Origin of the sequence: Pseudomonas sp. IzPS59 (genome assembly GCF_014863505.1) — a bacterium.
Lineage (GTDB): Bacteria > Pseudomonadota > Gammaproteobacteria > Pseudomonadales > Pseudomonadaceae > Aquipseudomonas > Aquipseudomonas kribbensis.
Genome location: NZ_CP062251.1, coordinates 4,620,024 through 4,635,937 on the forward strand (window position 1 = coordinate 4,620,024; position 15,914 = coordinate 4,635,937).

General features: G+C 61.6%; 17 protein-coding genes. 4 read left to right on the forward strand and 13 right to left on the reverse strand.

The features are described from left to right. Positions 1 to 221: 221 nt before the first annotated feature. The 8 genes from murB to IF189_RS20695 form a co-directional block, all read right to left on the reverse strand. Positions 222 to 1,241, reverse strand: a complete 1,020-nt coding sequence (murB, locus tag IF189_RS20660; RefSeq protein ID WP_134827763.1) for a UDP-N-acetylmuramate dehydrogenase — start codon at positions 1,239 to 1,241, stop codon at positions 222 to 224. Further along, a complete protein-coding gene (locus tag IF189_RS20665; RefSeq protein WP_134827764.1) occupies positions 1,238 to 1,702 on the reverse strand; it encodes a low molecular weight protein-tyrosine-phosphatase in 465 nt (154 codons plus the stop codon). Before IF189_RS20665 ends, murB begins: the two co-directional genes overlap by 4 nt. Beyond that, positions 1,702 to 2,466 (reverse strand): 3-deoxy-manno-octulosonate cytidylyltransferase, encoded by a 765-nt coding sequence (gene kdsB / locus IF189_RS20670; protein WP_134827765.1) that lies wholly within the window; start codon positions 2,464 to 2,466, stop codon positions 1,702 to 1,704. The genes IF189_RS20665 and kdsB overlap by 1 nt, the downstream gene beginning before the upstream one ends. Then, complete coding sequence (locus tag IF189_RS20675; protein ID WP_003179363.1) at positions 2,463 to 2,648, reverse strand: Trm112 family protein; 186 nt, start codon at positions 2,646 to 2,648, stop codon at positions 2,463 to 2,465. The genes kdsB and IF189_RS20675 overlap by 4 nt, the downstream gene beginning before the upstream one ends. Before the next feature lie 24 nt (positions 2,649 to 2,672). After that, positions 2,673 to 3,683 carry a tetraacyldisaccharide 4'-kinase gene (gene lpxK, locus IF189_RS20680; protein ID WP_192552188.1) on the reverse strand — a complete coding sequence of 337 codons (1,011 nt, stop codon included), beginning with the start codon at positions 3,681 to 3,683 and terminating at the stop codon, positions 2,673 to 2,675. Further along, on the reverse strand, positions 3,683 to 4,111 hold the full coding sequence (locus tag IF189_RS20685) for an ExbD/TolR family protein (RefSeq protein ID WP_085710944.1): 429 nt from the start codon (positions 4,109 to 4,111) through the stop codon (positions 3,683 to 3,685). Before IF189_RS20685 ends, lpxK begins: the two co-directional genes overlap by 1 nt. Continuing rightward, positions 4,108 to 4,743: a MotA/TolQ/ExbB proton channel family protein gene (locus tag IF189_RS20690; protein ID WP_162803506.1), complete on the reverse strand. Its 636-nt coding sequence runs from the start codon at positions 4,741 to 4,743 to the stop codon at positions 4,108 to 4,110. The genes IF189_RS20685 and IF189_RS20690 overlap by 4 nt, the downstream gene beginning before the upstream one ends. Positions 4,744 to 4,821: 78 nt before the next feature. Continuing rightward, the gene (locus IF189_RS20695; RefSeq protein ID WP_192552189.1) at positions 4,822 to 7,065 is read right to left on the reverse strand and encodes a DNA internalization-related competence protein ComEC/Rec2; all 2,244 of its coding nucleotides are present in this window, start codon (positions 7,063 to 7,065) and stop codon (positions 4,822 to 4,824) included. 136 nt (positions 7,066 to 7,201) lie between these two features. On the opposite strand from IF189_RS20695, the gene IF189_RS20700 reads away from it, so the two are divergent. After that, entirely contained in the window at positions 7,202 to 7,720 is a 519-nt protein-coding gene (locus tag IF189_RS20700) for a DUF2062 domain-containing protein (RefSeq protein WP_085710946.1), read from the forward strand. Between the two features lie 54 nt (positions 7,721 to 7,774). Here IF189_RS20700 and IF189_RS20705 read toward each other — a convergent pair whose 3' ends face one another. The 4 genes from IF189_RS20705 to IF189_RS20720 form a co-directional block, all read right to left on the reverse strand. After that, a complete protein-coding gene (locus IF189_RS20705) occupies positions 7,775 to 8,554 on the reverse strand; it encodes an ABC transporter permease (RefSeq protein ID WP_085710947.1) in 780 nt (259 codons plus the stop codon). Next, positions 8,551 to 9,483 carry an ABC transporter ATP-binding protein gene (locus IF189_RS20710; protein WP_134827768.1) on the reverse strand — a complete coding sequence of 311 codons (933 nt, stop codon included), beginning with the start codon at positions 9,481 to 9,483 and terminating at the stop codon, positions 8,551 to 8,553. Before IF189_RS20710 ends, IF189_RS20705 begins: the two co-directional genes overlap by 4 nt. Positions 9,484 to 9,614: 131 nt before the next feature. Further along, positions 9,615 to 10,238, reverse strand: a complete 624-nt coding sequence (locus IF189_RS20715; protein ID WP_134827769.1) for a glutathione S-transferase family protein — start codon at positions 10,236 to 10,238, stop codon at positions 9,615 to 9,617. Between the two features lie 43 nt (positions 10,239 to 10,281). Continuing rightward, positions 10,282 to 10,941 (reverse strand): transglutaminase-like domain-containing protein, encoded by a 660-nt coding sequence (locus tag IF189_RS20720; protein ID WP_192552190.1) that lies wholly within the window; start codon positions 10,939 to 10,941, stop codon positions 10,282 to 10,284. 247 nt (positions 10,942 to 11,188) lie between these two features. Here IF189_RS20720 and IF189_RS20725 point away from each other — a divergent pair, with 247 nt between their 5' ends. Together IF189_RS20725 and IF189_RS20730 are read left to right on the forward strand one after the other, a co-directional pair. After that, positions 11,189 to 13,636 carry an acyl-CoA dehydrogenase gene (locus tag IF189_RS20725; protein WP_134827771.1) on the forward strand — a complete coding sequence of 816 codons (2,448 nt, stop codon included), beginning with the start codon at positions 11,189 to 11,191 and terminating at the stop codon, positions 13,634 to 13,636. A gap of 74 nt (positions 13,637 to 13,710) precedes the next feature. Then, positions 13,711 to 14,118: a PA2817 family protein gene (locus IF189_RS20730; RefSeq protein WP_007950758.1), complete on the forward strand. Its 408-nt coding sequence runs from the start codon at positions 13,711 to 13,713 to the stop codon at positions 14,116 to 14,118. 62 nt (positions 14,119 to 14,180) lie between these two features. Here IF189_RS20730 and IF189_RS20735 read toward each other — a convergent pair whose 3' ends face one another. Next, positions 14,181 to 15,176 carry a LysR family transcriptional regulator gene (locus IF189_RS20735; RefSeq protein WP_085710952.1) on the reverse strand — a complete coding sequence of 332 codons (996 nt, stop codon included), beginning with the start codon at positions 15,174 to 15,176 and terminating at the stop codon, positions 14,181 to 14,183. A 90-nt stretch (positions 15,177 to 15,266) separates the two neighbouring features. Here IF189_RS20735 and IF189_RS20740 point away from each other — a divergent pair, with 90 nt between their 5' ends. Next, complete coding sequence (locus IF189_RS20740) at positions 15,267 to 15,893, forward strand: alanyl-tRNA editing protein (RefSeq protein WP_192552191.1); 627 nt, start codon at positions 15,267 to 15,269, stop codon at positions 15,891 to 15,893. Positions 15,894 to 15,914 lie beyond the last annotated feature (21 nt).

Genomic DNA, 15,914 nt, shown 5'->3' on the forward strand with positions numbered 1-15,914 from the left:
GTTATGGGGTCGAGCAATCTGCCGCCGGAAATCAGCGGTGGGTTCACGCAGATCGACTCAGGCTAATGAGGCTCTCTTGTGCCGACGAAAACGTCTGCACCGGGCCTTTGGTAAAGCAAAGGGGTTTATCGTTAGCTGGCTAAGTTAACCCGGGATTAACAAAAAAGCCCTGCACTTTTTAAATAGTGCAGGGCTTTGGATCGAGCCTTGAAAGCGTAGCCTCAATAACGGTTGGGCTCCATTTCCAGCTCGACATTGAAACGTTCTGCAATGTCTTTCTGGATACGCTGCGCCAGATCGAGCAATTGCAGCCCGGTCGCGGCGCCGTAGTTGACCAGCACCAGCGCCTGCAATTTATGCACGCCGGCATCGGCCTCACGGAAACCTTTCCAGCCCGCTCGCTCGATCAGCCAGCCCGCCGCCAGCTTCATCTGCCCGTCCGGTTGCGCGTAGGCCACCAGATCCGGATGCTGCGCCTTGATTTGCGCAACTATCGCCGCCGATACCAGCGGGTTCTTGAAGAAACTGCCGGCATTGCCCAGCACCGCTGGGTCCGGCAGCTTCTCGCTGCGGATGCTGCAGATGGCGCGGCTGACTTCTGTCGGCGTCGGCTGCTCGATGCCCTGCTCGCTCAGGCGCTGACGCACCGGACCGTATTCCAGATGCAGATGGGCGACTCGATTCAATGCGAAGCGCACCCGCAGGATCAACCAACGACCCGGATGCTGCTTGAACACGCTGTCGCGGTAGGCGAAGTTGCACTCTTCCAGACTGAATTCGCGCAGCTCGCCGGTCTGACGATCCAGCGCCGTCAGGCCGGCGAACACGTCCTTGATCTCGACACCGTAGGCACCGATGTTCTGCATCGGCGCGGCGCCGACGGTGCCAGGAATCAGGCTGAGGTTTTCCAGCCCGGAAAAACCCAGCGCCAGCGTGTGCTGGACAAACGGATGCCACGGTTCGCCCGCCTCGGCCTCGATCACCACGCGGTTGCCATCGTCGTTGATGACGCGAATGCCACGGCTGGCCATGCGCAGCACCAGTGCCGGGATGTCCGCCGTCAGCAGCAGATTGCTGCCGCCGCCGATCACCAGCAACGGCACACCGTGGGCGGTCGCATAAGCCAATGCTTCGCGCACATCGGCGTCGCTGTGGGCTTCGGCGAACAGTTGCGCACGAACATCCACACCAAAGGTGTTGAACGGTTTCAGGGAAACCTGAGGGTGTACGTGCAAACTCATAACCGGCCCTTCACTTCGATCAACAACCGGTCGCAGGCGCGCTCGATCAGATCCAGCACCTGCTCGAAACCCTGATCGCCGTCGTAATACGGATCCGGCACCTCATCGACTTCGCCTTCATAGCGACGCAGGAACAGGTCCAGCTCGGCCTTGCCAGTTGACGGTTGCAACGCCTTGAGGTTGCGCAGATTGCTGTTGTCCATGGCGAGGATCAGGTCGTAACTGGCGAAATCGGCGCGGCTGACCTGCTGGGCGCGTTGCGCCGACAGGTCATAACCACGCAGTTTGGCCGCGGCCTGACTGCGTTTGTCCGGCGGATTGCCGACGTGCCAGTCACCGGTGCCGGCGGAAGCCACTTCAACCTGATCGTCCAGGCCGGCCTCACGCAGCTTGGCGCGCATCACGCCTTCGGCAGTGGGCGAACGACAGATGTTGCCCAGGCACACGAACAGAACGCGCATCAGGCCTCCAGCAGGCGACGGACGCGCTCGAGGTCTTCGGCTGTGTCGACTCCGGTTGGCGGCGCGATCAATGCGTCAGCCACGTGAATCCGCACGCCGTGCCACAGGGCACGCAGTTGCTCGAGGGATTCGGTGTTTTCCAGCCAGCACGGGCCCCAGCTCACGAAGTCCTGAAGGAAACCGGCGCGGTAGGCATAGATGCCGATGTGGCGGCGATACGGCACGCCTTCCGGCAGCACGTCGCGGTTCTTGGCGAACGCATCGCGGGCCCATGGCAGGGTCGCACGACTGAAGGTCAGCGCCAGACCGTTGAGGTCGCTGACGACCTTGACCACGTTCGGGTTGAACAGGGTGTCCACGTCCTCGATCGGCTCGGCCAGGGTGGCCATGCGCGCTTCGGTGTGGGCCGCAAGATTGGCGGCGACCTGATCGATCACGCTTGGCGGGATCAGCGGTTCGTCACCCTGGACGTTGACCACGATGGCATCCGGCTCCAGGCCCAGCTTTGCAGCCACTTCGGCCAGGCGATCGGTGCCGGAGTTGTGATCTTCACGGGTCAATACCACTTCGGCGCCGAAAGCCTTGCAGGCCTCGACGATACGCGCATCGTCGGTGGCCACGACCACACGGCTGGCGCTGCTTTTGCTCGCCTGCTCCCAGACGTGCTGGATCATCGGCTTGCCGGCGATATCCAGCAGCGGCTTGCCCGGCAGACGGGTCGAGGCGTAGCGCGACGGGATGACAACGGTGAAGGCTGTGGTCATTTATCCAGACGCTCGTCGGTGGTCAGGGTGCGGGCTTCGCTTTCCAGCATCACCGGGATGCCGTCACGGATCGGGTACGCCAGGCCGGCGCCCTTGCTGATCAGTTCGGTCTTGTCGGCGCTGAGCTTGAGCGGGCCTTTGCAGACCGGGCAGGCGAGGATGTCGAGCAATTTGGTGTCCATGAACATTCCCTGGATAAAAACGGTTTAAGGCAAAAGACGATCCGGCAACAGGCGCATCAGTTGCGTGTCGAACCAGGCCACGAAGGCCGGCGACGGCACGGCATCGACCGCCAGGTACCACCAGTCGGCGGCAGCGAAGGCGCGGCACTTCACCGCGTCCTTTTCGGTCATCACCACTGGCAATGACGGCGTGAAACTCAAGGCCTGCACGCTGTATTCGGCGTGGTCGGCAAACGCGTGGGGCACAGGCCGCCAGTCTAGCGCTTCGAGGGTATTGAAGAAACGTTGCGGATTGCCGATCCCGGCGACCGCATGCAGCGACTGCCCGGCTGAAAAATGTTCGAGGGGCTGGCGTTCGCCGCTGAGCAGATTGACCAGCGCCGTGGGTTGCAGACGGAAAGCGAAACCGTCCTCGCGATCCTCAGGGGCGCCGTTGAACAGCACGCCATCGACGCTTTGCAGACGCTCGATCGGTTCACGCAATGGGCCGGCGGGCAGGCAGCGCTTGTTGCCCAGTCCTCGGGCGGCGTCGATCAGCACCAGCTCAAGGTCCCGCGCCAGACGATAATGTTGCATGCCGTCATCGGACAGGATCAGGTCCAGCGGCTCACTGGTCAGCAAGGCTTTGACGGCGGCACCGCGATTCGGGTCGATCATCAACGGCACACCGGTGCGCTGCACGATCAGCAGCGGCTCATCACCCGCAATGTCGGCGCCTTGATCGGCTTCGACCCGCCACGGCAATTGCGGCGGCTTGGCGCCGTAGCCGCGACTGACCACACCGACCCGCAATCCGCTGCGCCGACAGTGTTCGATCAGCCACAGAATCATCGGCGTCTTGCCGGTGCCGCCAACGGTGATGTTGCCGACCACGATCACCGGCACCGGTGACTGGTAGATCTCGCCCTCGCCATCGAGAAAACGTTGACGCTTGCCGGCCACCACTCGGCGGTACAGCCACTCCAGCGGCCGCAACAGCGTCAGGGCCGGATGCCCCTGATACCACGCGGCGAGCAGACGATCGGACATGGCCATCAGGATTTGGGCGCCGCCTCGACCGTGGTCATGCGCAAATGGCTGAAACCGAGCTTGCCGGCCGCGTCCATGGCGGTGATCACGGATTGATGTTGGGTCTTGCCATCCGCACTGATCGACAACGGCATATTGGTGTCGCCGTTGGCTTCTTTCTGCATGGCTTCCATCAGGGTCGCCAGGTCGTTCTTCGGCAGAATCCTGTTGTTCACCGAGAACACGCCTTCAGCGCTGATGGCGACGTCCAGTTGCTTGACCTGCTGATCCTCGGCCGGCGAACCGCTCACCGCTTCCGGCAGGTCGACGCGCAGCTGGGTTTCGCGGGTGAAGGTGGTCGTCACGACGAAAAACAGCAGCAGAATGAACACCACGTCGATCAGCGACGCGAGGTTGATATCGATGGTTTCCCGGGGCTTGCGACGGAATTTCACGCTTTGCCCCCGGCCAGATCGACGTCACGGTCGCCCTGTACCACTTCCACCAGTTTGATCGCTTCCTGTTCCATGCCGACCACCAGTTCATCGATGCGGCGTTGCAGGAAACGGTGGAAGAACACGGACGGGATACCGACCATCAGGCCCGCCGCCGTGGTGATCAGCGCCTTGGAGATACCACCGGCGAGCACCGAGGCGTTGGTGGTCATGCCGGAACCGGTGAAGGCGCTGAAAATATCGATCATGCCCAGCACCGTGCCCAACAGACCCAGCAACGGTGACATGGCGGCGATGGTGCCCAGCGCATTGACGTAACGCTCCAGCTCGTGGATGACCCGAGCGGCAGCTTCTTCAATGCACTCTTTCATGATCTCGCGACCATGCTTGGAGTTGGCCAGGCCTGCGGCGAGGATTTCACCCAGCGGCGAGTTGGCGCGCAATTCCTTGAGTTTTTCCTTGTTGAGCTGCTTGTCCTTGATCCAGACCCAGACCTGACCCAGCAGATGCTCGGGGGTGACGCGACTGGCGCGCAGCGTCCACAGGCGTTCGGCGACGATCGCCATGGCGGCGATGGAACTCAGAATGATCGGCAACATCATCCAGCCGCCGGATTTGACCAATTCCCACACAGTGACAGCCCCCTCGAAAAAGTGCGCCACTTTACCATACCGGTTCGCGATAAAGACCCGTCGCCCCGACGACCGTACTCAACGGTGCGTCGCCCCCGGCTGCGGCGGGTCGCGCCAGAACCGGCGTTGCAGACGCATCGACCGGGCCGGCTGAAATCGGCCCAGTTGCAGATGAATGGCACCCTGTTCGGCGCTGTCATGGATGCGCAAACCTTGCTTGCGGTAACGGGCGATGACGGTCGGATGCGGATGCCCGAACGAATTGCCCTGCCCCCGGGAGATCAGCACGTCCCGAGGCTGCAAAACCTTGAGCAACGCCATCGATGAGGAGCTGCGACTGCCATGGTGCGGGGCCTGCAACCACTGGGTGGGCACCGCCAGCGCGCTGTTGAGCAAATCCCGTTCGGCGCCGGTGTCGATATCGCCGGTCAACAGCAATCGCTCGCCGTTGGCTTCGATCTGCAGGACACAGGAACGCTGGTTACTGTCCTGAGCGTCCCCCCACTGCCATAGATGAAAGGCAACGCCGTCCCACTGCCATTGCCGACCGCTTTCACAGGTCTCAGCGTTCAGCGCTTCGGGCAGCCCCGGCGGATCGCCGCTGATCACCCGACTGACCGGCAAGCCGTTTGCCACGGCCAGCGCCCCACCGGCATGGTCGGCGTCGGCATGACTGAGCAACATCAGATCGAGTCGCTCCACTCCCAGTTTGTGCAAGGCTGGCAGCACCACTCGCTCGCCGACATCGAAATCGCCGAAGCGCGGCCCGGTGTCGTACAGCAATGTGTGATGGCGGGTGCGGATCAGAATCGCCAGCCCCTGGCCGACATCGAGTTGCCAGACATCCGCCACGTTTTCGGCCAGCCGCTCCCGGGGCGGAAATGCCAGCACCAGCAACAACGGCCAGCCCAGGGGACGCAATGGAATGCCTCGGGGCAGCAATAACAACACGGCACCGATGCAGCCCAGCGCCAGGATCCATCCAGGCATCAATGGCGCAACCCATGCCGGCCAGCGCCCTGCAATCAAGGCCAGAGCCCGGAACAATCCATCGACCAGTCCGCCGGCCAGCCACAACAGGTCTTCGCCGACATAGGGAATCGGCAACAACAAAGTGCCGAGCAATGCCGGCGGGAGCACCGCAAAACTGATCCACGGCACCGCCAGCAGATTGGCCAATGGCCCGCTGAGGCTGATCGGCAGGCCCAGGATCAGCAACACCGGGCCTAAACCGATCGCGATCAGCCATTGGGCTCGCGTCCAGGTCTGCCACCAGCGCCACGGCCCCAGACGACCGCCGAAGGTAAAAATCAGCACTGCCACCGCCGCGAAGGACAACCACAATCCCGGACGCAGGCTGGCCAGCGGGTCCATCAACAACACCCCATTGAAGGCCAGCAACAACGGCCACCAGGCACCCAGATGGCGAAAGCGCAATCGCCACAGCAACACCAGCGCAACCATCACACAGGCCCGTCGCACCGGCACATCGAACCCGGCCAGCAGCCCGTACCCCAACGCTGCCGCGAACGCCAGACCACAGGCCCACGGCAGCCATGGCCAACGCAACGGCCACACACCGAATCGCGCCAGCCCGGCGACCAGCCCGTACATCACCGCCGCCAGCAGACCGATGTGCTGTCCGGAAATCACCAACAAGTGCACGGTGCCGGTGTCCTGCAGGATCTGCCAGTCCTCGCGACTGAGCCCCGAGCCATCGCCCAGCACCAATGCCGCCAGCGCAGCACCCCGGCCCTGTGTATCCACCTCCAGCAGACGCTTTCGGATGCCGTCCCGCCAGGCCCATTGCGCCGCCGCCAGCCGGTTGCCGTCTTTCACCGTGCCGGTGGCGCCGATGCGTTGCGCCAACAGCCACGCCTCGTAATCGAAGGCATCGGGGTTGAGCAGCCCGCCGGGACGTTTGAGTTTGACCGCCAGCCGCCAGCGCTCGCCGCTGTTGACCGGTGGCCCGTCGTACCAGGCCAGGCGCATCAGCGAAGGCAGTTTCCCGTGACGCGAACGGGCATCCGCCAGCTCAAAGCGCACGACCCCGTCGCCGCTCTGCGGCAGGCCGAACACCCGCCCTTCGACCCAGCGCGTCTCGCCGTCCAGCTCCGCTGGCAGTCGCTCATCCAGCGCCCACTGCGCACCGATACACGACCAGGCGAAGCCGAACAGCAAAAACGCCAGCGGATAACTGCGAAACGGCAATAGCATCAGTGCCACCACCGGCAGCCACAGCACCCACCCGACCGGCGGCAAGGCCGGCAAAAAAACCGGGGCCAGCAGACCGACTGCCAGCGCCATCATCCCTGTGCGCATATGCCCGTCCTTGAGAGTCCCCTCTTCAGGCATAGCCTTGATAAGGCGCAGGCGTCGTCAACAATTGTCACAAAGTCTGAATGGGCGCTTCGTAGAATCCAGACATACTTGCCGCCTTAACCGACCGAGAAGCCTTATGCCCCGGCGCTTATTCAAACGTTACATGCCCGACCCGACGAGCATCAGGGAACACAAATCCTTACGCTTTCTCGGCAAGTTGCTGCATGACCCGAACCTCTGGCACCTCAACCGGCACTCGGTGGCCCGGGCCATGGCCGTCGGCATTTTCGCGGCTTTCCTGCCGATTCCCGCGCAGATGCTGGTGGCCGCCGCACTGGCGATTACCGTACGCGGCAACATGCCGATTGCCGTCAGCCTGGTCTGGCTGACCAATCCGGTCACCATGCCGCCGGTGTTCTACTGCACCTACAAAGTCGGGGCGTGGCTGATGGACATCCCCGCCCGCACCCTGCCGGACTCATTGACCTGGGAATGGATCAGCGGCGAACTCTCGACCCTGTGGCAACCGTTCCTGCTCGGTTCGGTGGTGGTCGGGCTGGCGCTGGGGGCCCTCGCCTATTGTCTGGTGATGTTGTATTGGCGCTGGTGGGTCGCCCGACAATGGGCGCGGCGCAAGAAAAGTCGCCAGTCGTGAATGCAAAACGGCCTCCACAGTGGGAGGCCGTTTTTTATTGCAGCGCCGGTGGGATCAGGTACGCATCCCGCGACCGCTCACCAGCAACCGCGCGCAACCGAAGTACAGCACCACGGTCGCCACCAGCATGAAGGTGATCGCGATACCGATGCGGATATCCGACACACCGAGGATGCCATAACGGAAGGCGTTGACCATGTGCAGCACCGGGTTCGCCAGCGACACGGTCTGCCAGAACGGCGGCAGCAAGGTGATCGAGTAGAACACGCCACCGAGGTAGGTCAGCGGGGTCAGCACGAACGTCGGGATGATCGAAATATCATCGAAGTTGCGCGCAAACACGGCGTTGATGAAACCCAGCAGCGAGAAGATCGTCGCCGTCAGCACCACCACCAGCACGGTAACGCCCAAGTGATGCACCTGCAGACTGGTGAAGAACAGCGACAGGATCGTCACGATGACGCCGACCATCAGGCCGCGCAGCACGCCACCGAGGGTGTAACCGATCAGGATGGTGTGTGGCGACACCGGCGACACCATCAGTTCTTCGATGGAACGCTGGAACTTGCTGCCAAAGAAACTCGACACCACGTTGCCGTAGGAGTTGGTGATCACCGACATCATGATCAGCCCCGGCACGATGTACTCCATGTAACTGAAGCCGCCCATGCCGCCGATCTGCTTGCCGATCAGGTTGCCGAAGATCACGAAGTACAGAACCATGGTGATCGCCGGCGGCAGCAGGGTCTGCGGCCAGATCCGGGTGAAGCGCCGGACTTCGCGGTAAACGATGGTGTTGAGGGCGACGAGGTTGGGGCGCAGCTCGGAACTCATACCGCCACCTTCGACAGATTTTTCTCCACCAGGGACACGAACAGCTCCTCGAGGCGATTGGTTTTATTGCGCAGGCTCAGCACTTCGATGTTCTGCAGGGCCAGTTGGCCGAACAGCGCGGTGATGCCCATGGACTTGTCGACCTGTACTTCCAGGGTATGCGCATCCACCAGACGGGACGGATAACCGACCAGTTGCGGCGCAACCGCCAGATCGCTTTTCAGGTCGAGCAGGAAGGTTTCCACATGCAGTTGCCCGAGCAACTGACGCATGCTGGTGTTCTCGACGATGGTGCCGTGGTCGATGATGCCGATGTTGCGGCACAGCTGCTCAGCCTCTTCCAGGTAATGGGTGGTGAGGATGATGGTGATGCCTTTCTGGTTCAGTTCGGTGAGGAACGTCCACATCGAACGACGCAGTTCGATATCCACGCCGGCGGTCGGTTCGTCGAGGATCAGCAGGCGCGGCTCGTGCACCAGCGCCCGAGCGATCATCAGACGGCGCTTCATGCCGCCGGACAACGAACGCGACGGCACATCGCGCTTGTCCCACAGACCGAGTTGGGTCAGATACTGCTCGGCGCGTTCCTTGGCGATTTTCGCCGGAATGCCGTAGTAGCCGGCCTGGGTCACGACGATGTCGAAAGTCTTTTCGAACTGGTTGAAGTTGAATTCCTGGGGCACCACGCCGATCGAGCGCTTGAGCGCCGCGGGGTTCTTGTCCAGGTCGTGGCCGAAGATATTCACCGTGCCGCTGGTCTTGTTCACCAGGGTCGAGAGAATGCCGATGGTCGTGGATTTGCCGGCGCCGTTGGGGCCGAGCAAGGCGAAGAAGTCACCTTCGGCAACGTCCAGATCGATACCACTCAAGGCCTGGAACCCGTTGCCGTAGGTTTTGGTTAGCTGCCGGATGGACAGAGCGGAACTCATATCGGATTACGCACCAAGAAGAGAAAAAGGACTGAATGACGGCGGGCGGCGAGGGAGACAACCGCGGCGCACAAGCGCAATGGTGCTTGCCGCCGCCGCACAAGTACAGTCAAGTGTGTCGATAGTAGGTATTAAGTCAACGCGGTCATGACGGCTTTGCGATACGCCGGACGCTGCTTCAGTCGCGCGTACCAGGCCTCCAGATGCGGCATCGGCGCGCGCTCGATCGGCATCTCGAACCAGGCATAAATGAAACTGCCGAGGGGAATGTCGCCCATGCCGATTTCACTGCCGGACAGGTATGGCTGGTTTTTCAGGGCCTGATCGGCCATGGCCAGCAAGCCTTCGCATTCCTTGATCGCGGCATGAATCGCCGGCCAGTCCTGCTTGTCGGCCGGGGTGCGCAGAACGCCCCAGAACACTGTGCGAAAAGGCCCGGCAAAACTGGAGGTGGTCCAGTCCATCCACTTGTCGGCGATCGCTCGGGTCTGCAGATCCGCCGGATACCACGAGGTGTTCGCCGCATGCCTGGCCAACAGGTAGCGAACGATGGCGTTGGATTCCCACAACACAAAACCGTCGTCTTCGATCACCGGCACCCGACCGTTCGGGTTCATCGCCCGGTACTCCGGCGTATCGACCACGCCGAACGCGCCACCGGCATCGATCGCCTCATAGGCCAGCCCGAGTTCTTCGGCGGCCCACAACGGTTTTCTGACATTCGACGAATTCTTGCGACCCCAGATCTTCAGCATGACCGCCTCTTTTCCATTGAGTGGGCGAGCAGCATACGCCGGATCAGCGGCTGCCGACATCATCGCGCAGGTCACTGGACAGTGGCGTCTGCCGATCGTTGAACAGGTGCGGATAGCATTTCTGCAGATGTTCGAAGAAAAAGGATTCCGGTACATCGGCGAACTGGCCGTGATCGACCAGGTACTCCATCAGCAGCGCGCCATCGCTGTTGTACGGGTGGAAAACGCTGTCGTTCATGCCGTCGAATTCCAGCGGGGCAACGTTGAACATTTCGCAGAGTTTCTGGTTGAACGCGGGGGTGGCTTTCACCCAGCGATCGTTGAGAAACAGCTCGGTATAACCATGCATGGCGAACACTTCGCTTCTCAGCAGTTCAAGCAGACGTGGCGTCGAGAGGTGATTTTTCACATCCGCCAGACCGATGCGTGCAGGGATCCCGCAATGGCGCGCGCAACCGGCGAGCAACGTAGCCTTGGGCACGCAATAACTTTCGCCCGCCGCCAGCGCGTAGCTGCCGCGCAAAGTCTGCGGGTCGCGGCTGAAGGTGTACATGTTGTAACGCACGGCCTCGCGCACGGCGTAATAAAGACTGATCGCCTGCGCGCGCGGGTCGCGGCTGGCACCACGGTGCTGCTCGGCGAACTCCACCACCGAGGGGTGGTCACTATCGATGAAGCGGCCGGGGCTCAGATACTCGCGCATGACGACATTCTCCTGGGTGAACCCGGAGTCTAGCGAGAGGATCAGCACAGAGATAACGACGTTTCGGCCAAACATGGACGCAAAGCCGCGGAGTCTGCGAACGATTTCCTACGCGTGTTGCCCACCGAAACTACAAAAGCCATCCAGGGTTTCCCACGATTTAGATCAACTTGTTCTGACCGCCCCGTTTTGCAGATGCCGTCTAAGCTCTGGAGGGTCGTTCGCCCTGGTTCACGGAGGATTGAATATGCTGTTGTTGTGGATACTGGTTCTGATCGTCGGCGTGGCGTATCTGGCCCACCGGCGCATCGCCCCGCTGCCGGCACTGGGGATCGTCGCGGCTTACCTGCTGGCGATGGGGATTTTCAGCCACGCGCCAGGCTGGTTGCTGCTGATCTTCTGGGTCGTACTGGCCGTCGTCGCGGCTCCGTTGCTGCTGCCGGATCTGCGCCGCAAACACTTCAGCGCGCCGCTGTTCAGCTGGTTCCAGAAAACCCTGCCACCGATGTCGCAGACCGAGCGCGATGCGATCGATGCAGGTACGGTGTGGTGGGACGGCGAACTGTTCAGCGGCCGTCCGGACTGGGAAAAACTGCTGTCCTACCCCAAGGCGCAACTGAGCGACGAGGAACAGGCCTTCATCGACGGCCCGACCGAAGAACTCTGCGCCATGGTCACCGACTGGCAGATCGGCCAGTCGATGGACTTGCCGCCCGAAGCCTGGACCCACATCAAGGAACACGGTTTCTTCGCTCTGATCATTCCCAAGGAATTCGGCGGCAAGGGCTTTTCCGCCTACGCCCACTCCCAGGTCGCGATGAAGCTGGCAACCCGCAGCGGCGACCTCGCCTCCACCGTGATGGTGCCTAACTCCCTCGGCCCGGCCGAACTGCTGCTGCACTACGGCACCGACGAACAGCGCAATCATTACCTGCCACGACTGGCCCGGGGCGACGACATTCCGTGCTTCGCCCTGACCGGCCCGCTCGCCGGTTCCGACGCCGGCGCCATGCCCGACACCGGGATCATCTGCAAGGGTGAATGGGAAGGCCAGGAAACCCTCGGCCTGCGCCTGAACTGGGAAAAACGCTACATCACCCTCGGTCCGGTCGCGACCCTGCTCGGTCTCGCCTTCAAGGCCTATGACCCGGATCACCTGCTCGGCGATAAAGAAGACCTGGGCATCAGCCTGGCGCTGATCCCGACCGATACTCCCGGCGTGGCAATCGGCCGCCGCCACCTGCCGCTGGGCGCCGCGTTCATGAACGGCCCCAACTCCGGCAAGGACGTGTTCATCCCGCTGGACTTCCTCATCGGCGGCCAGGACATGCTCGGCAAGGGCTGGATGATGTTGATGAATTGTCTGTCGGTCGGGCGTTCGATTTCGCTGCCGGCGGTGGGAACCGGCGCGGCCAAGTTCACCAGTCTGGTCACCGGGCAATATGCGCAGATTCGCGAACAGTTCAACGTCCCGCTGTCGGCCTTCGAAGGTATCCAGGAAGCCATGGCCCGCATCGGCGGCAACGCGTGGATGATGGACGCTGCGCGGATGCTGACCGCCAACGCGGTTGATCTGGGCGAGAAGCCTTCGGTGCTGTCGGCGATCCTCAAGTATCACCTCACCGAACGCGGCCGCGAGTGCATCAGCCACGCCATGGATGTGCATGGCGGCAAGGCGATCATCATGGGCCCGAACAACTATCTGGGCCGCAGCTGGAATGGCGCACCGATCTTCATCACCGTGGAAGGCGCGAACATTCTTTCGCGCAACCTGATGATCTTCGGTCAGGGCGCAATCCGCTGCCACCCGTTCGTGCTCAAGGAAATGGCCCTCGCCGGACGCGAGGACAAGGATCAGGCACTCAAGGAGTTCGATGGCCTGCTGCTCAAGCACATCGGATTTGCCGTGAGCAACGCCGCCAGCACATTGGTGCTGAACCTTGGTTTCGGCCACTTCGAACACGCGCCGGGAGACAAGCTCAGCCAGGGCTACTTCCGCGCGCTCAACCGTCAGGCTGCCGCGTTTGCCATGCTGGCCGACCTGAGCATGATGCTGCTGGGCGGCGAACTGAAACGTCGCGAGCGGCTGTCGGCCCGTCTGGGCGATGTGCTGAGCAACCTGTATCTCGCCTCCGCAGCGCTCAAGCGTTACCACGACCTCGATTCCCCGGCGTACATGGAGCCGCTGTTCAGATGGGCCATGGAAGAAAGCCTCGGCCAGTCGGAAAAGGCCCTGGATGAACTGCTGACCAACTTCCCGAACCGGGTTTTCGGCTGTCTGTTGCGGGTGATCGTGTTCCCGTTCGGTCGCCGTCACAAAGGCCCGTCGGACAGACTCGGTGCCGAAGTGGCAGCGGTCATCGGCCGGGCCAAGGGCGATCCGGCGCTGGAAGAGTTGCTCGCCGGCTGCTATCGCCCGCAATCGGCAGATGACGCAGTCGGCGCGCTGCAACATGCCTGCGATCAGTTGAACGCTGCGCAACCGTTGCACAAGAAACTGCACACCTCGCTCAAGAGCGGCCAGGTCAAACCGGTCGCCGGCGAACACGCCATCGATGCGGCACTGGAGGCCGGTGTGCTGCAGGCAGCGGAAGCACAAACCCTGCGCGACGCTGAAGCGGCGCGGCGCAAGGTGATCGATGTCGATGACTTCGACAAAGAGGAGCTGAAACCGGCGGACGGCAAAATCCGCTGATCCCTTCAATCAGTGAAAAACGGGCGCAGGGGCTTTATACTCCCGCGCCCGTTTTGCTCTTGAGGACTTATCTCGTGTCCAACGTCGTTGCCGATCATCTGGTTTTGCTCGACCACCTGCGCAGTATCCTGGTCGCCGTAGGTGAGGCCGATCAGGTTCCCGAAGAAAGCCATGCCCTGTTCCTGGAGCGTTTCGACGAACTGCTGGCGTCACTGCCGATCGAGCCGATCGAAAGCCAATACCTGGGTCAGGACATCCTGACTCAAGTGATTACCCGTTACCCGCAAATTGCCCACCTGATCCCGCGGGATCTGCTGTGGTTCTTCGCCGGCGACTGCCTGCACTACCTGTCCGATGAAGAAATCGACATGTATCAGGCACTGGAAGAACGTCGCTACGAAGCTGAACAGAACGACGAACCGTTCGACTGGAATCAGGAAAAACAACTGCTGGCGATGTCCGCCCAGGACAGCAAGCACTGATTTTCGCTACGCAATGAAAAGGCCCGCATGGTGATCCATGCGGGCCTTTTTTTGCGTCGCCGTTACAGCAGCCCTTCCCCCTCCGGCAATTCGTACTCGGCCAGCGACTTTGCAGCGTTGGGTTTTCCCGGTTTGCTCAATGTCGGCTCCTTCTCCAGGCACTCCACCAGATAATCGATGAACACCCGCAGCTTCGGAGGCAGATAGCGCGTTGGCGAATGCAGCAACCATAATCCGCCATGGTAGGACGCCAGGAATGTCCAGTCCGGCAGAACCTGCACGACCAGCCCCTGTTCCAGGGCATAGCGAGCCGTGAAATACGGCAGGCTGCCGATACCAATGTGCTGCAACACAGCGCCCAGACGCACGCCGGTGTGATTGGCGGCATACCGACCACGCACGCCGACCGTCACTGCTTTGCTGCCTTTCTTGAATTTCCAGCGCGCATCACTCGGGGTTTCTCCCAGATAGATGCAGCTGTGATTGAGCAAATCATGGGGATGAGTCGGTGTGCCATGCTCGGCCAGGTATTGCGGCGTCGCGCAGAGCAAATGGTCGATGGTCAGCAACTGCCGACCAACCAGCCCCGCCGGCGGTCGCTCCGTGATGCGAATCGCCAGATCAACATGATCGTCGATCAGATCCACCTGGCGGTCCTCCAGCAGCAACTCCACATCAACCTTCGGATAACGGCGTAGAAATTCCGGCATATGCGGATGGATCACGAAGCGTCCGACCGCTTTCGGCACACTGACCCGCACCAGTCCTTCGGCTTCGTGGGTGAACTGACCGCTGATTTCCATCACCGAGCGGGCCGCGCTGACCATCTCCTGACAGCGCTTGAACACTTCTTCCCCGCCATCGCTCAAGCGCAATTTGCGCGTGGTGCGCTGCAGCAGCCGCGTGGCCAATGCCTTTTCCAGCCGGGAAATACTGCGGCTGACCGCCGAGGGTGACGAGCCCAATTGACGAGCGGCTTCGGAGAAGCTGCCGGTCTCCACGACCTTGACGAAAATCGCCATTTCACCGAGCAACGGCAGAGGAAGATTTATGCTCACAGCGCAACAGTCCTTTGATGTTTGAACGGATTATCACGTTATTGCACGATTCATATAATTAAAAAAGAAACTTTAATAAGGGCATGGAATATGACGCTTCGCCTCTTTTTCCATAGTGATGACCTCAAGGCCAATGTGGAAGTCCTCGACTGCACGCCCCACGAGTACGAATTCGCTGTGGTGCTGCGCGCCACTCTGTTTCACCCGCAAGGTGGCGGGCAGCCTTGTGATACGGGCTGGATCGGCGACAGCCAGGTCTTGCGTGTCGTACAGGAACCGGACCGGATCATTCATTTCGTCAACCAGCCGGTGCCACTGGGCATGACCCAGATCCGCATCGATGAGGAACGTCGCCGCTTCAACACCCGCATGCATTCCGCCGGGCATTTGATCGGCCACTTTGTCCAGGCCATGGGCTGGATGCCGATCAAGGCACACCATTGGCCGGACGAAGGCCGGGTGCAATTCAAGCCCGGGGATTGTGCTCAGGAAGTCGATGCGCAAACCGTTCAATACGGCATCGGGCAATGGATCGAACACGACCTGCCCCGGCTGACGTCCCTGCGCGAAGGTGCGCGGGAAATCGGCTTCGGTGAACTGCCAGCCTACGGCTGCGGCGGCACCCATGTACGCAGCCTGAAGGATCTGGGCACAGTCACGATCGCGTCCCTTTCGCAGAAGAAGGGCACGCTGTCCGTCCACTACAACGTGGATTGAGGATTTCGGACGCTGCCGGTT

Coding starts and splice junctions, on each gene's coding strand:
- IF189_RS20740 (WP_192552191.1), top strand. CDS start 15,267: ATGACGCTTCGCCTCTTTTTCCATAGTGATGACCTCAAGGCCAATGTG.
- IF189_RS20700 (WP_085710946.1), top strand. CDS start 7,202: ATGCCCCGGCGCTTATTCAAACGTTACATGCCCGACCCGACGAGCATC.
- IF189_RS20720 (WP_192552190.1), bottom strand. CDS start 10,941: ATGCGCGAGTATCTGAGCCCCGGCCGCTTCATCGATAGTGACCACCCC.
- murB (WP_134827763.1), bottom strand. CDS start 1,241: ATGAGTTTGCACGTACACCCTCAGGTTTCCCTGAAACCGTTCAACACC.
- lpxK (WP_192552188.1), bottom strand. CDS start 3,683: ATGGCCATGTCCGATCGTCTGCTCGCCGCGTGGTATCAGGGGCATCCG.
- kdsB (WP_134827765.1), bottom strand. CDS start 2,466: ATGACCACAGCCTTCACCGTTGTCATCCCGTCGCGCTACGCCTCGACC.
- IF189_RS20705 (WP_085710947.1), bottom strand. CDS start 8,554: ATGAGTTCCGAGCTGCGCCCCAACCTCGTCGCCCTCAACACCATCGTT.
- IF189_RS20715 (WP_134827769.1), bottom strand. CDS start 10,238: ATGCTGAAGATCTGGGGTCGCAAGAATTCGTCGAATGTCAGAAAACCG.
- IF189_RS20675 (WP_003179363.1), bottom strand. CDS start 2,648: ATGGACACCAAATTGCTCGACATCCTCGCCTGCCCGGTCTGCAAAGGC.
- IF189_RS20725 (WP_134827771.1), top strand. CDS start 11,189: ATGCTGTTGTTGTGGATACTGGTTCTGATCGTCGGCGTGGCGTATCTG.
- IF189_RS20710 (WP_134827768.1), bottom strand. CDS start 9,483: ATGAGTTCCGCTCTGTCCATCCGGCAGCTAACCAAAACCTACGGCAAC.
- IF189_RS20665 (WP_134827764.1), bottom strand. CDS start 1,702: ATGCGCGTTCTGTTCGTGTGCCTGGGCAACATCTGTCGTTCGCCCACT.
- IF189_RS20695 (WP_192552189.1), bottom strand. CDS start 7,065: ATGCGCACAGGGATGATGGCGCTGGCAGTCGGTCTGCTGGCCCCGGTT.